Here is a 13,426-nt window from a genome sequence, read left to right as displayed (position 1 = left end):
CGGAAAACGAAGCCTGCCGCTTCAGGCAACAGGCCGGATGGAACGCAGGGCGCGCAGCATCTCGTCGAGATCGGCGCAGGGCAGGCAGCCAAGGTCCGCAATGTCCTTGGTCACGTCGACCGGCAGGTCCGAATTGGACTCCTTGGGCACTTCGTTCAGTCGTCCGCCGATGAGCACCGGCAGGACGAGTCCGCGCGCCGCCATCGCTGCCTTCACCGCCTGTGCGTAGCGAAGCGCCACGCCGTTGTAGGTGCTGATGGCGACGGCATTCGCCCTGGTCTCCGCCGCATGGGCGACGAGCGCTTCCGGGTCGACGGCCACGCCGGCATCGGCGACGGCAATGCCCAGTCCCGCCAGTGCCTGCTCGACGAGATATTTGCCGTGCTCATGGACGTCGGTCGTGCCGATGCAGACGGTCAGGGGTTCTTGCCTTGCCAGCGGTTTCTGTATCGAGGCCCAGGCTGCGGCCTTGTGGTTGAGTTCGCGGGCCCATTCGGCATGGATCAAGGGCGTTCGCCCGCGCATGCCGTCCGCGCCCGGACCGAACAGCGCCTCCATGCGCTTCGGCCCCATGCGGCGGATGGCGAGCATCAGCGCGGCCGGGTCTTCGGTATCCACCCCCCGCTCGGCCAGCCCCTTCATGACGGCATCGGCAAAGCGGCGCCCGCCTTCGACCAGCACATCGGCCATCGCCTCCACCTTGGCCCAGTCGAAGACGGGGTCGTAGAACGGTGCGTTCAGCGTGAGCCGGTGCGCGAAGGTCTGCGCGTCGATGATCTCGTCGACATCGGGAATGCGCTGGTTCTCGGTCACCGGCACCGGATTGATCGCATGGCCGGAGGGCCATCGCCCAACGGCGAGTATGTCGGCCAGGAGATAACTCGCCAGGCTTGCGTAATTGCCTGCCGCGGTCGACTGGTAGGAGACGGTGTTGCCGAAGATCATGGTGCCTGGCGTGTCGCTGACCCGCACCAGCGCGGCATGGAAGGCGGTGCGCGAAAGCGGATCGCTAAAATGGTGGCCGTAGCAATGGCCGAGCCGCGCGCCGATCAGGTCCTCGACGATGTGCTTTTCGACTAGCACCATGCCGAGCGCGCAAGCCATGTCGATGAACAGCCCGGCGAATCCGTCGTCGAGGTTGGAATGGACGAGGATTTCGGCATCCTGCGCGGCAATCAGGCCGAGCGCGGTGACGGTCGCTTCGGTGGTTGCCACGTCATCGTCCCAATAGGGCAGCCGGAAGGTGAAATACTGTCCCAGATTGCCGATGGCCGTTGCCCCGGCGGCGATCGCGGCGCGGGTGTTTTCCACCGCGCCCGGCAGGCCGAGCATGAAGTCGCCGAAATGAGCAGCAGCGGGCGCGGCGTTGGTGATGCGCGCGAAATCCTCGGGACCGGTGAGCACGATCCCGGTGCCGCGCGCGGCCTTGGCGCGCATGGCCTGCGGATATCCCATCGACCAGTCGAGGGTGATGCCGAAACGGTCGACCGTCACCCCAGCCTTGCGGCATTGCTCATGCACCTCGCCGATCGCTGCCACGGTGCGGTCGACGCTTCTAAAGCCGATATGGGCGTGCTGCATGACACGCTTTTCGGCCACTGCCTTGCGCTTCCATGCGGCCTCGGACGGCATTCCGGTCTCGGCGAGGAAGCGGCAGCCGCCGAGGCGCCAGTCGCGCGCCATCCCGCGCCCATCAGCAAGGAGTTCGGCGCCAGGCTTGAGGCGCGGGTCGATGAGAGCGGGGCTGAGGTCAGCGATCATGATGCTATGCGGTCTAGGTGAGCTTCGGGAATGAAACGGCGAATGATGGTGGCAAAACCCTCGGGGTCGGCGAGCGGATGAAAATGCGCGCCGGCAACAGGGACAAATCCCGCACCCGGTATCGCAGCGGCTATCGCCTGTGAAAGGGCGGGTGGCGTCAGGATATCGCCGGTGGCCGCAATCACCTGAACCGGGGCGTCGATACGCGGCAGGTCGTCAAGGCGATCGTGGTCGAGCAGCATGCGGACGCGTGCGGCGGTGACCGTGAGCGGAGCCAGGCTATGAGCGGCGGCGGCGACGGCTGCCTCGAGCTGTCCGGCATGCGTTTCGAGGTAGGACGGTTCGTGGCAGAGCACATTGCCAAGGCGCTGGTAGGTTTCGGCCATGCCGGCCTCCAGCAGTTCGGCGCGGGCGCTGAAGAGCGTGCGGAAACGGGCGTCGGCTCGCGCCCAGGAACTGCTGATCGTGTAGCTCAGGCCGAGTTCCGCATGATCGAGCGCCAGCACCTGCGCGATGGCGCCGCCGGTGGAATGCCCGACAATGTGTGCGGAACCGCCCGTCTGCGCCAGCAGCCCGGCAATGTCGCTGGCGATCAGGGGAATGGAGCAGGGGCTTTCCGGGCGATCGCTGCGACCGGCGCCGCGATGGTCGGTGACGATGATGCGATGGTCGGTCTCGAGCAGGCGCACCACGCCAGCCCAGAATCTTCCGTCACCGCCGAGCCCCGGGATGAGGATGAGGCGCGGGCCAGCGCTGCCGAACGTCTCGTAGTGGATGCGGCAGCCATCGGCGGCGGTGAAGAAGGGCATCAGCGAGGCCCTTCCCTATCGAGCAACTCGCCAAGGGCCGCTACGAGACTGAGCGCCGTGAGCATCGAGGTTTTCGGATTGTTGGGCGAGGGCGCGTTGATGAGGCGGAAGGAGGCGGTGCCAGCGGTGCTCTCGACCTCAATTTCATGCGTGTTGCCGGCAGCTTTCGGATCGGCAACCACGCTCACCGAGACCTTGTCGATGCCTGCAGCGAGCGCCACGGCGAAGGCGGCGTTGAGGTTTTTCGGATAGAGTTTTGCTGCTTCGGCTGGCGTACCCTCGAAGAGGGTTATGGCGCCATCGCCGGCCGAAAGGCCGGCTGAAGTTAGCTCCGCTGCCCAGGCTGCCGGCGGTTTGCGCGAGGTATAGCGCACCCGCGCATCGGGAAGGGCGGCTATTGCCCTGATGTAGTCGAGGCCGCCCAACGCGCCTGATGGCAGGACCAAGCGCGCGCCGCCGTTGCGTGAAGCATCGGTCAACCGGGTGGCAAGTACCGGATCGGAGAGCGCGCCGACCGAAGCGATGATGGTTGGGATGCCGGCGTCGAGAAGCGCGGGGACGTAGGCGGCCACTGCCTCTTGGCCTGCCGCCTCCACCACCGCGCTTGGGCGCGCGTCGATCAGCGCGTCCAGCTGCGTGACAGTGCTGACATTTGCCGGCAGGGCGGGGCGGGCGCCTTCGCGCATTAGCGCTACCCAGCGACATGAGTCCGGTGGGAAAGCGGAGACGATCTCGCGCGCGATCGTGCCGAAGCCGATGAGGCCGAGCGTCACCATCGGGGCTTCTTCAGGGGTTCTGTTTCAGGGGATCGAACTTGTCGGCGAGGTCTGCCCCGAAAACCGTCTTGCGCTCGATCTCCAGGACGTTTTCCGGGCGCGGGAAATTGGACGGCACGCGGTCGCCCGGCTTGCGCGGCTTGCCGATAAGGCGAAAGAAGTCCTCGAGCCCGTTCGGCACGATCAACCAGACCCAGCGCAGGCGCGTCTCGCCATCGTTGATGAACATGTGCCTGACATTCTTCGGCAGGAACACCACGCTGTCCGGTTCCAGCGGATATTCCTTGCCTTCGATGACGGCGCGGCCATGGCCTTCGATGACGTAGATCGTCTCTTCGTTGCGGTCATGCGTGTGTTCGCGCACATAGCCGCCGGGCGCCACCGATTGCGTGCCCAGCCCGAAGGGGTGCTCCATGCCGACGATATGCGGCGCGAGCGCCACGTCGATATGGCCGTTTGCCGGCACCGGCTGCCAGTAGCTTTCGCGCGTTTCGGATCCGGAAATATGGATGCCGGACGGGGCGGTTGGAAGGCGGGTATCGTCCATGGTTCTACCTGTCGAAAGGAGCTGCGAGGGTCGAGCCGACAAGCTGCCGACCTCCAGGGAAGCTATAGGCAAAAAAGTGTCGACACAATAGTAGACAGATTTAATTTCCTGCTCCTATAGTGTTGCGGCGACAAAAAGCAGGGGAACGCCAATGGATAAATTCGACGTTCTGGTCATCGGTTCGGGGTCGGCGGCCTGCGCGGCGGCATTGAGGGCCGCCAACGGCGGTCTCACGGTTCTCGTGATCGAAAAGAGCGAATGGCTGGGCGGCACATCAGCCATGTCAGGCGCCGGCGTATGGGTGCCCGCCAATCACGCCGCGGCCGAGGCCGGCATTGCCGATAGCCGCGAAGACGCGCTGACCTATCTACGCCACGTTGCGCCCGAGGGCTGGGCAGGTAAGGAAGACGCGCTCTGGAGCGCCTTCGTCAGGGCCGCGCCGGACATGCTGCGCTTCCTGTCCGGCAACACGCCGCTCGATTTTCGCCTGGTCAACGAGCCGGACCCCTTCGCCGAAGCGCCGGGCGGCAAGCTCTACGGACGCATGGTCTCGCCCAGACCACTTAGCCGCCGTATCCTTGGCAGGTTCGCAGCCCGGCTGCGCCGCTCCACCTTGCCGCACAGCTTCACTTACCAGGAGGTGGTTGACCTCGATCTTTATCACCGCCCTATCCTGGCCGGGCTCAAGGTCTGGCCGAGGCTTCTTTGGCGATGGCTGACGAATTCCGGCGGGCAGGGCACGGCGCTGATGACCGGGCTCATCAGGGGCTGCCTCGATGCCGGCGTCACCTTTCGGCTGGGGACGCGCGCCGTCGACCTGCTTCAGGAACCGGACTCTCGCGTCACCGGCGCGGAAGTGGAGAGCGACGGCCAACGAACGAAGATTCTCGCGCGGCGCGGCGTCTTGATAGCCACCGGTGGCTTCGAATGGGATGCCGATATGTGTATGCGCCATTTCCCCGGTGCATTCGACCGGATCGGCAGCCCGCGCAGCAACGAGGGCGACGGCCAGAAGCTCGCGGCTTCCGTTGGCGCGCAATTGGACCGCATGGACCAGGCGAACGTCTATCCCTGCCTGCCGACGCGCTACCAAGGACAGCCGCACGGCTTGCCCATGACCTTCCAGGCCGAGCCGCATTCGATCGTGGTCAATCGCGGTGGAAAGCGCTTCGTCAGTGAAAACGACTTCAATATCGGCGAGGCGATCGATGCGCGCGGACCGGATGGCTTGCCCGTCAATCTGCCCTGCTATCTCATTGGCGATCACCGTTTCCTGAAAACGTCGCTGCCTTTCCGCTGGTACGCCTCCTACGAGCGCGATTGGGTCAAGAAGGCCGATACGATCGGCGGTCTTGCCGCCAAGCTCGGGCTGCCGGCGGTGGCGCTCGAGGAGACAATCGCCCGCTGGAATGATTTTTGCGCGAAGGGCCATGACGCGGATTTCCGCCGCGGTGAGAACGGCTGGGAGGAATACAAGGCGCATGGACCCGAGGGCCGGCTGAAGCCTGTCGACAAGCCTCCCTATGTCGGCATGACGATCAATCGCTCAATTCTCGGCACCAAGGGCGGCGCCCGCACCAATGAGCGAGCGCAGGTGTTGAGACCGGACGGCTCGATCATCCCCGGTCTTTATGCGGCCGGGCTGGCTATGGCCAACCCCATCGGCACCCGCGCCGTAGGAGCCGGCACGACCCTCGGCCCCAACATGACATGGGGCTTCATCGCCGCCGAGACGATCCTGCATCAAAACCGATGAATGCATGAGCATTCCCGCAAAAGATTTTGATTTAGGAACCCTTGGCTTCATCTCGCTGTGACCTGGCCGAGGTCTAGAATAGGATTTATTTTCGGGCAGTAGCGCAGCATGGCCTGCTGGAAAAGAACAAAAGCCCTTGAGCTCGGCTATTCAAGCCAACTCAGTCTAATCTTGCTTTCGAGCCCCTCCCGTAAAAAGCAGTTTTGATGGACGCAATATCGGGAGCCGGGGACGGCGGTCGTGCTCCGGCCCGCCCCTATGCCCCTACCGACACCGACATAGTCGCGGTTATCGGGAGTTCTTGTGCCCTGCTGGCTGTGCCAATCAACTTCGAAGCCCATGTCAGCCGCCGCTGGCATTCTGGCTTATCGCGACAAATCGCTCGCGCACGATCTCGACCCGGCCTTGGGGCCTCTGATATTGCCGTCCAGAAAGTCATCGAAATCTGGGGCTTCAAGCAGAGCTTTGAACTGGTCGCCGATGTAGGTGCGGACCTCGTCGTCCGCGGCTTCGAGCTCAGCGATCAATTCTTCTCGGCCGTCGACGATTAAAAAGTATGTCCTCGGCATCCCGGCTAGAAAGCAGGTCGTTCCCACCTCTGCCAAGATAGGGCCACACGTAGATATAGCTGCCGGCGCTTATTGGCGCGTTCTTTAGAACGGGCGCCGCAAATGCGATCGGGATTCCGCGCTGCATTGCTCCGGGCTTCACCGGAAAAACGAACTTCAACCGTTCACGATGAAATTTAGCAGGCTCCTGCGGCTAGGCTTCGCTCGGCCCGTATGGCGACTGGAATCGTGAAGGTGTTTCAACAGCGCCAAGGGATTTGGATTTATCCAGCCCGACAGTGGCGGTCAGGATGTTTTTGTCCCCATTTCCGCTGTCGAACGCGCGGGCCTCTCGACGCTGACTGACGGCCAGAAGATCAACTATGAGATCGAACAGGACGCACTGGCAAGTCCTGTGCCGGCAGCCTCACCAAAGCTGGCTGAATTTTCTGCCGCGTCCCGCAAGAGCCGGAAGGACGCGGCAAGTGACGGATGTGCTGACGGCCGCTTGACAAGGGCGGGCGAGAAACATGGCTCAACACGAGGGCCGGGAGCAGCAAATTGCTCCAGGCCTCCGCCAATTCCATTGGGGGTTGCCGCGCGGCAGATTAACCTTGGGAGATGAGGTCAGGCTGCGACCTTCTTGTGGGTCTGCTTCGCCGGCGCCGGCTTTTCCGGCTCTTTCGGTTTGCGGCCGAGACCCATCGTCTTGGCCAACGCCGAGCGCGCCGCGGCGTAATTCGGCGCGACCATGGGATAATCTGCCGACAGGCCCCATTTGGCCCGATATGCATCCGGTGTCAGTCCATAGTGCGTCGACAAATGGCGCTTTAGCGATTTGAATTTCTTCCCATCTTCAAGGCAGATGATGTAATCCGGCGCCACCGACTTCTTGATCGGGACTGCAGGCTTGAGAGCCTCCGGCTCTTCGGAAACGCTGCCGGCCGTGCCTTTCAGGGCCGCGTGCACTTGGCCGATCAGGGCGGGAAGATCGCCCACCGGGACCGGATTATTCGAGACATAGGCTGACACGACATCGGCGGTGAGCTCGATGAGGGTGTCGATGTTGCTGTCGGCTTCTTCTGTCATGAAACTCTCCGGGCGGCTTGAAAGACAGTCGGCGAAGTCATAGTGGCGGTTGCCGCTGAAAGCAATAAAGCCCCCGGCATTGCGATGCTCGTCGTGCACTGCTACGTCGAGCGCGTACTGAACCGACCGCTGTTGGCGTATCCACGCGCGATGTGGCATGAGGAAGCGATCCTGACCAGAAACGCTGCCAAGCCTGTTCTCTGATCTTTTTCTATCCTTGCCAAACGGTCGCGACCTATGTGCGGCGCGCCTGCCGGTCTCCTCCCCGCCGGCACGGCGCTATCTGCAGAGCGCTGGATTGGCTTGATCGCTGCGCGGCCGCGATTAGATTGACTGAGGCAGCGTCACTGTCGTTCGGCTGCATTCTTCTGCAGCTTCTCGAAAACAAACAGCTTGCCTTTGCGCACGCCGTCTTCAAGCGACCTCGCCTTCGCCAGTTGCGCAGCAATCGCGCTGGCCAGTATGCAACCCGTCCCGCACATCGATGCGGCAAGGCGCGGCGTGTCGAAGCGGATCGGTTCGTGATCGGGGCGCAACAGAATATCGGTCGATCGAGGTCCCGATGCGTGGCCGCCCTTGATCAGCAGGGCCTGCAACCCGGCCACCAGCAATTCTTGGCCTTGCCAAACTGCGCCGTCCTCATCCACTGCCAGTTCTGAGCCGGCAAGAAGCGCCAGTTCGATGAAATTGGGGTGACGAGACGGCAAAGCGGCATCAGATTGCGCTTCATGGCGGTGATGGCGCCTGCTTCCAGGAGCGCCCGGCCTGAGGTCGAGGCCAGCACCGGGTCAAGTACTGCCGGCACCTGCGGATTCTCGCGCAGCGCGCCGGCAACGGCAACGACGATCTCGGCCGTCGCGAGCATGCCGATCTTGATGGCCGCCACTGTGTTGGCTTGCAACGCCGCCCGCATTTGATCGGCCACCAGACTGGGTTGCAAATGATGGATTTCCATGACGGCTTCGTGCGTCTGCACTGTTAGTGCCGTGACAGCAAGGCAGGTGCGCACGCCAATGGAAGAGATCGTCTCGATGTCGCGCGAGATTCCGGCGCCGCCGCTGGAGTCCGACCCGCCAACAACAAGCACATGCGGTTCTCGCCTCAGCGCCATTGTTCCGTCTTTTCGATCCATTCTCGCGTGCGCGCTTCGGGATCGGCATTCAATGTAATATAGTAAACGAATGGTGAAGCGTCCGCTACTCAGCCGTAGGCGGCTTCACCGGCCCTGTCCCGTTCCATTGAACGAACGGGGTATCCTTGCCGGTGATGTCCTTCACAAATGATGGGTCGTATCTGGCTAGTTAGGATCGCCGGACCTCGAGCCCCCGTGGGACCCGCCGCCGGCGTTGTCGGAGTGACCTCGATCAACCCTCCGGGCTTGACCAAAGCCGGCCTTGCGGACCTGACCGGAAGGGCCGAGATGAATGTGGTTCTTGTCCCCCCATCCATTGCCCGGACGTGATCCACCTTTGCCAGGACGTGATCCACCCGATTTGGCAATTGCCCTGGAGTTCAAGCTTGTGCCGAGCAGAAGCGTTATTGCCGGCGGCGTTACCGCCGCGAACCGTCCCGCCTTCTTGAGAAAGTCGCGACGCGCTTGAGACTCTGAGACGAGGCTCTCGGGTCTGTTTTCCGAATCGTTTGTGTTTCCGGTCGACATGTCATCAGGCCTCCCAATACAATATGCAATCTTACCATTCGCAGAGTCTAGGCGCTACAAAGCCAATAGGCTCAAAGGCCGATCGAAAAGGAAGTAGTGACCACGAGCATTTGAATTTCGCTATGGACCGCTGGTGGACTAGTGGCGCGCTAGATTAGCCGAACGGCTCGGGCTGGACGTTCCAATCGCTGATGGACTGCAAGATGACGGTGACGGCACATTGCCACTGCGCGCCCTGCAACCATAGCCAGAAGCTCGACCCGGTAAAGCTTCGCGACCGGTTTGTGCCTGATGCTCGACGACCTCATTCCAAAGCTGCGATGCGCCAAGTGCAGCGGCAAGAAAGTCAGGCTGATCTACACCCCGGACACCATGCCGAACGCAACGCGATTACGGACAGGCCGGTGACAACCTACGTCGTTAGCGTGTTCGAAAAGCACATTGGCGCACGGTGCTGACCACCAAGCACAAGGCCGAAGCGAAGGCGCTTGAACAGGCGATGGTCCAAGGACGGAGTTAAGGTGCAGATCGAGGAGATCACGCCGAAGGTTAAGAGCGCTAGGCGGTGCGTGTTATGATTATCACCAGCAAGGCGGCATAGGCGAGGCTGAACGTTGCAGTCAGGCTCTCGCCACCGCGTCAGCGCTTCCAGAAATCGCGGTGCGGCGCGATCAGCTCGTCCTCGGTCTCGGGGAAGGGGCCAAAGACCTCGATCTTCTTCTGGCCAGCCGAGTACGGTGCGCGAAGGGAGGCTCATCGTCGGATTCTCGGCATGGTCGCCAGTCAGCGCGAGAAGCTTGGTCTCCTCGAAGCCGTAGACCAGCCGGCCGATATTCGCCCAGTAGAACGTTCCGGTGCACATCGCACAGGGCTCGCCGGGTGAGACCAGCGTGCATGACCAGAGGAAATCCGACTCGTAAGCATCCGCGGCGCGCCGGGCGAGTTCCGTCTCGGCGTGGCGCACGGTGTCGATGTTGCCTTGCCGCATGAGGATGCGATCGTCCGGCCCGACCAGCACACACCCGAACGGATGATGCCCGAGCGCGGCGGCCTCGCGCGCGACCGCATTGGCGGCGCGGAGGTGGGCGAGCATCTGGCCGGGGTCATGGGACAAATCCTATCACGCCGACATCCACCCGATGAGCGGCTCTTGAGCCGAAGATTGCTGCCGAGCGAGGGCTTAGATAAGCGGCAGCTAATATAAAATGAAACGGCTGAACCAAGGCGTTCGATCGCCGTTTTCTTCGCCGGTCGGCAGTTGCCCGGCGGTCATTGGTACCCTGTGTCAAAGGCCCGCTGCCACGCCCCCGCGGCGGGCAGTCAGCACCTATCAGCCGCCAACCGCGCCAACCGTGCGTGGCGAACAATGCCCGGATCGGTTTACTCGGCACCCGCCGGATGGCGCGGAAGGCTAGCGGGCCGATTGTTTCTTAGCGTATTGGGCGACTGCACGCCAATGCGGCGGCAGCGCACGCCGTGCGAGACGGACCTTTGGCGAAAAGAACCGCATCCGCGGCTGGAATCGTCAGGCCATGCTTTTTGGCGAAAGAGGTAACTTCATATGGCTGATTTTCAGATTTATTGGCGATGCTGAAATCGTCATTCATGGACTACAAACCTCCCAGTTTTCGACCTTTTCCTCCTGGTGCTGAGGCAAAATTAACGCCCGGTGTGTTATGCAAGTCTAGCAACTGAGGATTGTGTAAAACGATAAAACTAGGCAGCAACAAGGCGCATGTGTTGGCTATCATATTTCCAAAGCGCATGGCGGTGCTCCTTAGTCGGGTGCCCGTTACGCTAGCCATGGACTAGGCGGGCACCCGGTAACCGCCAAATGAAGGGACTTTGCTCGACGGTCGCGTACCAAACACCGTGGCGAGACGAAGGTTTCCGCCCCTCGACCACTGCGCGAGACTATCGGACCTTAGTCCCAGATTGCCCTAGTATGGATAAACCTGTGTCATCCATTCGATAGAGGAAAGCCTTCACGGGTTCGTGCTAGCCTTAGCCTGGTGCGGTGCGCACCAAGGTGAGCGCCGGTTGAAGGAAGTCCCCAATAGCTTGCTAGTCTACCGGCCCCCATCTAGCCCTGCGCGATCGATCCAGGCCAGATTTTTTCCCATTAACTGCGCCCGACCAAGGCTTTTCCCCTCGCAGCGTTCGCCGAGGGAGTGCGGAAATAGAAAGTAGCAGAGACCGCACTCAACAGGCTTGCTTCCTCTGTATGGCCGTCTTGAAAGAGAAAGAGGATAGCGTGGCGAGATCCCGTGCTTCCTCGCTGGCGCGTTCGAAATGTCGCTCGACACAAAACCGGTCGAACACGCGCTGGCATATCTGCGGATCAGAAGGCCACAAGGCAGCGAGTTCATGACGCTTCAACATCAGGTTCACCCCCGTTGGGGCCACTGCCGTAAGAACGCCGCTTCCAACGGGAATTAAATATTTCAGGCGTCGGAAGTCAAGCCGGCCTTCGTTAGCGATTCTAAACCTCGCAATATTGGTAATTGACATGCGCCTGACTTCGATGGTTGTGTCAGGTGTTCACTGTTCGTGATTCTGGTGGCAACTGCCCGCGCGTTCCCGTCCAAGAAGGCGCGGGTTCACCACCCAGACGGTATGAATCCGTACAGCGATTTCCCTTGAAGGCCTGCACTATGCAGCACATGTTTTTTGCTGCCCGGTTTCCTCAAGCCGGTGAGCATGGCCCGGCCTGTGGAATCCTGTGTCACTCGAATTAGGCAGGCCGGCTATCCGCTACCCGCCCCCTTGAAAGCCCGAGCTTAAGGAGCATATCGAATTCGGTGTCCCCATTGCTTCTAGGGTGCAGTGATGGATAGAGCGATACCGAACCGCCATTCGGCCTTTGATCTCGACGCTCTGCGTGAGGCGTTCAAGAAATCGGCGCGCGAGAATGACATTGGTCCCTCCGACTGGGCAGAACAAGCCAGGCTGTTCATTGAGCAGGCGACCCAAGGCGAGTCTAGCGAGGATCGTGTCAGGCAAAACACCCGGCAATAGAAATGGCCGGTGCACTATTGGAAGTTGGGCTTGGGCAGCCTTGCACTGGCCATTGCGGATGGTGTTCGAACCCGCGCTAGGACTTTACACCAGTATTAGCGATCACTCAAATGGACGGCTCCTGGGATTACCACGTTCAGCGGCCCGACGGTCGGGGGCTGGGCGCTTGGGCTTGACCGCCGGGCCTAACCGGCAAGGCTCGCCGGCTGGCGAGGTTATAGGCCGGTCAAGCATCATCGCTATTCGGCAAAACGGCGGTGGGTCGTTCCACTATCCTCAAATTGGATGAGCCTGGAGTTCCGCAACCCGGAGTATGCATGAGTGGCATGAGCGAGCGCTAACGGCCGGTGCAGCGCCCTAGCCAAGCCCCAACCGCACCGGCCCTGCGAGACCACTAACCCGCTCTGAACGCATTTATAGCAGATTAGCAATCCCTCAAATGAGACCGAGGACACAGGCTCGCTGAGCACAAAGCACCTAGGGGCAAACTAAAAGTCCGGGCGCTGGGTCGATGCGCCGGGCCTTTGAGCAGGGTAAAAGCCCCGTTAAAATTGTCTGCAACTGTCCTGCTCGTCGTGCATTGCGCGTCAAGAACACTTCGAGGGTCGTAGCCTGGACGACCATCGTCCCGAATGACATCGCCTCGCCGCCAGTCGAGAACATCGTCGTTCATACGGATGATCAGCCGTTTACGGCATCCTTGAGCGCCTTTGCCGGCTGGAAGACGACCTTCTTCGAAGCAGCAATCTTGATCGTGGCGCCAGTTGACGGATTGCGCCCCTCACGAGCCGGTTTGTTCTGCACCTTGAACTTGCCGAAGCCGTTGAGGCTGATTTCCTCGCCCTTTGCAGCGGCCTCCGCAATGCCTTTCAGCACATCCTCGACAACGGTCTTCGCTTGGGTTTTCGACAGGCCATGCGCGTCAGCAAGGCGTTCGGCAATATCGATCGTGTTTACGGCCATAGTTTCCATCCCTTCTGTTGTGTTGGCTCGACCGCTGGCCTTATGCCACAGGCGATTCCCCACTGTCATCGCCTCAAAAAACGGAATCCGCCGCAAACCAAGGCTCGAACCTGGTATTTCCACCACTGCGATCAAGAAGGGCATGCAAGCGCATGTCTTCACCTTGGCATCAAACGCTGGCGCTACGGGCGGCGGACCTTTCAGGTTAATCAGGACTTGGGCCACCACCCAAAAACATGATGGTGCGACCGCAGCATTTCGCCTGAATTCGGTCCTGTCAGAGCCGGGTGGCGGTGGAATTCATATATGTCGCCTCAATGCATAGCCGATCACCATCGGCCGGCGGCCGCGCCTCGCAAAATGGCGCAATGTTCAATATCGCTCAAAGCCCCGGTCCTCGCCTCCTGCTGAAATTCCAATCCACTCCAACCCCTAGCCCGGCTTATTCATGACGCATCCTGGGTTTGTTTGCCGCTGATCGGTGGACAGGTGGCGTCGC

General features: G+C 61.4%; 11 protein-coding genes and 2 pseudogenes. 3 read left to right on the top strand and 10 right to left on the bottom strand.

The window, feature by feature from the left end:
* Nucleotides 1–21 precede the first annotated feature (21 nt).
* From DH08_RS24005 to DH08_RS23990, 4 genes are read right to left on the bottom strand one after another with little or no spacing between them, the layout of a single operon-like run.
* Complete coding sequence (locus tag DH08_RS24005; protein WP_192181654.1) at nt 22–1,761, bottom strand: cobalamin-dependent protein; 1,740 nt, start codon at nt 1,759–1,761, stop codon at nt 22–24.
* Nucleotides 1,758–2,570, bottom strand: coding sequence for an alpha/beta fold hydrolase (locus tag DH08_RS24000; RefSeq protein WP_192181653.1), 813 nt, complete (start codon nt 2,568–2,570; stop codon nt 1,758–1,760). The genes DH08_RS24005 and DH08_RS24000 overlap by 4 nt, the downstream gene beginning before the upstream one ends.
* Entirely contained in the window at nt 2,570–3,346 is a 777-nt protein-coding gene (locus DH08_RS23995; RefSeq protein ID WP_192181652.1) for an aspartate dehydrogenase, read from the bottom strand. Before DH08_RS23995 ends, DH08_RS24000 begins: the two co-directional genes overlap by 1 nt.
* 10 nt (nt 3,347–3,356) lie before the next feature.
* Nucleotides 3,357–3,893, bottom strand: coding sequence for a cupin domain-containing protein (locus DH08_RS23990; protein WP_192181651.1), 537 nt, complete (start codon nt 3,891–3,893; stop codon nt 3,357–3,359).
* 151 nt (nt 3,894–4,044) lie between these two features.
* Here DH08_RS23990 and DH08_RS23985 point away from each other — a divergent pair, with 151 nt between their 5' ends.
* The 3 genes and pseudogenes from DH08_RS23985 (at nt 4,045) to DH08_RS23975 (ending at nt 6,641) form a co-directional block, all read left to right on the top strand.
* Nucleotides 4,045–5,649 (top strand): FAD-dependent oxidoreductase, encoded by a 1,605-nt coding sequence (locus DH08_RS23985; RefSeq protein ID WP_192181650.1) that lies wholly within the window; start codon nt 4,045–4,047, stop codon nt 5,647–5,649.
* 206 nt (nt 5,650–5,855) lie between these two features.
* Nucleotides 5,856–6,200: a hypothetical protein gene (locus DH08_RS37500; protein ID WP_192181649.1), complete on the top strand. Its 345-nt coding sequence runs from the start codon at nt 5,856–5,858 to the stop codon at nt 6,198–6,200.
* Between the two features lie 231 nt (nt 6,201–6,431).
* Nucleotides 6,432–6,641, top strand: a pseudogene (locus DH08_RS23975) (cold-shock protein).
* Nucleotides 6,642–6,824: 183 nt separating this feature from the next.
* On the opposite strand, the gene DH08_RS23970 reads toward DH08_RS23975, so the two are convergent.
* The 6 genes and pseudogenes from DH08_RS23970 to DH08_RS23945 form a co-directional block, all read right to left on the bottom strand.
* Entirely contained in the window at nt 6,825–7,286 is a 462-nt protein-coding gene (locus DH08_RS23970; RefSeq protein WP_192181708.1) for a Ros/MucR family transcriptional regulator, read from the bottom strand.
* A gap of 344 nt (nt 7,287–7,630) precedes the next feature.
* Nucleotides 7,631–8,397 (bottom strand): annotated as a pseudogene (locus DH08_RS23965) (hydroxymethylpyrimidine/phosphomethylpyrimidine kinase).
* 961 nt (nt 8,398–9,358) lie between these two features.
* Nucleotides 9,359–10,039 (bottom strand): nucleoside deaminase, encoded by a 681-nt coding sequence (locus DH08_RS23960; protein WP_428339037.1) that lies wholly within the window; start codon nt 10,037–10,039, stop codon nt 9,359–9,361.
* 337 nt (nt 10,040–10,376) lie between these two features.
* Nucleotides 10,377–10,553: a hypothetical protein gene (locus tag DH08_RS23955; RefSeq protein ID WP_192181648.1), complete on the bottom strand. Its 177-nt coding sequence runs from the start codon at nt 10,551–10,553 to the stop codon at nt 10,377–10,379.
* Nucleotides 10,554–11,148: 595 nt separating this feature from the next.
* Nucleotides 11,149–11,457: a hypothetical protein gene (locus DH08_RS23950; protein ID WP_192181647.1), complete on the bottom strand. Its 309-nt coding sequence runs from the start codon at nt 11,455–11,457 to the stop codon at nt 11,149–11,151.
* A 1,188-nt stretch (nt 11,458–12,645) separates the two neighbouring features.
* Nucleotides 12,646–12,927: an HU family DNA-binding protein gene (locus tag DH08_RS23945; RefSeq protein ID WP_129554791.1), complete on the bottom strand. Its 282-nt coding sequence runs from the start codon at nt 12,925–12,927 to the stop codon at nt 12,646–12,648.
* Between the last annotated feature and the right edge of the window lie 499 nt (nt 12,928–13,426).

It is taken from the genome of Mesorhizobium amorphae, from assembly GCF_014843845.1.
Taxonomy (GTDB): Bacteria; Pseudomonadota; Alphaproteobacteria; order Rhizobiales; family Rhizobiaceae; genus Mesorhizobium; species Mesorhizobium amorphae_A.
This window is presented reverse-complemented; position numbering and strand designations above follow the sequence as displayed.

What these genes read in the sequence shown, in the direction of transcription:
- DH08_RS24005 (WP_192181654.1), bottom strand. Translation starts at nt 1,761, where the DNA reads ATGATCGCTGACCTCAGCCCCGCTCTCATCGACCCGCGCCTCAAGCCT.
- DH08_RS23990 (WP_192181651.1), bottom strand. Translation starts at nt 3,893, where the DNA reads ATGGACGATACCCGCCTTCCAACCGCCCCGTCCGGCATCCATATTTCC.
- DH08_RS23985 (WP_192181650.1), top strand. Translation starts at nt 4,045, where the DNA reads ATGGATAAATTCGACGTTCTGGTCATCGGTTCGGGGTCGGCGGCCTGC.
- DH08_RS23970 (WP_192181708.1), bottom strand. Translation starts at nt 7,286, where the DNA reads ATGACAGAAGAAGCCGACAGCAACATCGACACCCTCATCGAGCTCACC.
- DH08_RS37500 (WP_192181649.1), top strand. Translation starts at nt 5,856, where the DNA reads ATGGACGCAATATCGGGAGCCGGGGACGGCGGTCGTGCTCCGGCCCGC.
- DH08_RS23950 (WP_192181647.1), bottom strand. Translation starts at nt 11,457, where the DNA reads ATGTCAATTACCAATATTGCGAGGTTTAGAATCGCTAACGAAGGCCGG.
- DH08_RS23945 (WP_129554791.1), bottom strand. Translation starts at nt 12,927, where the DNA reads ATGGCCGTAAACACGATCGATATTGCCGAACGCCTTGCTGACGCGCAT.
- DH08_RS23995 (WP_192181652.1), bottom strand. Translation starts at nt 3,346, where the DNA reads ATGGTGACGCTCGGCCTCATCGGCTTCGGCACGATCGCGCGCGAGATC.
- DH08_RS23955 (WP_192181648.1), bottom strand. Translation starts at nt 10,553, where the DNA reads ATGAATGACGATTTCAGCATCGCCAATAAATCTGAAAATCAGCCATAT.
- DH08_RS23960 (WP_428339037.1), bottom strand. Translation starts at nt 10,039, where the DNA reads ATGCTCGCCCACCTCCGCGCCGCCAATGCGGTCGCGCGCGAGGCCGCC.
- DH08_RS24000 (WP_192181653.1), bottom strand. Translation starts at nt 2,570, where the DNA reads ATGCCCTTCTTCACCGCCGCCGATGGCTGCCGCATCCACTACGAGACG.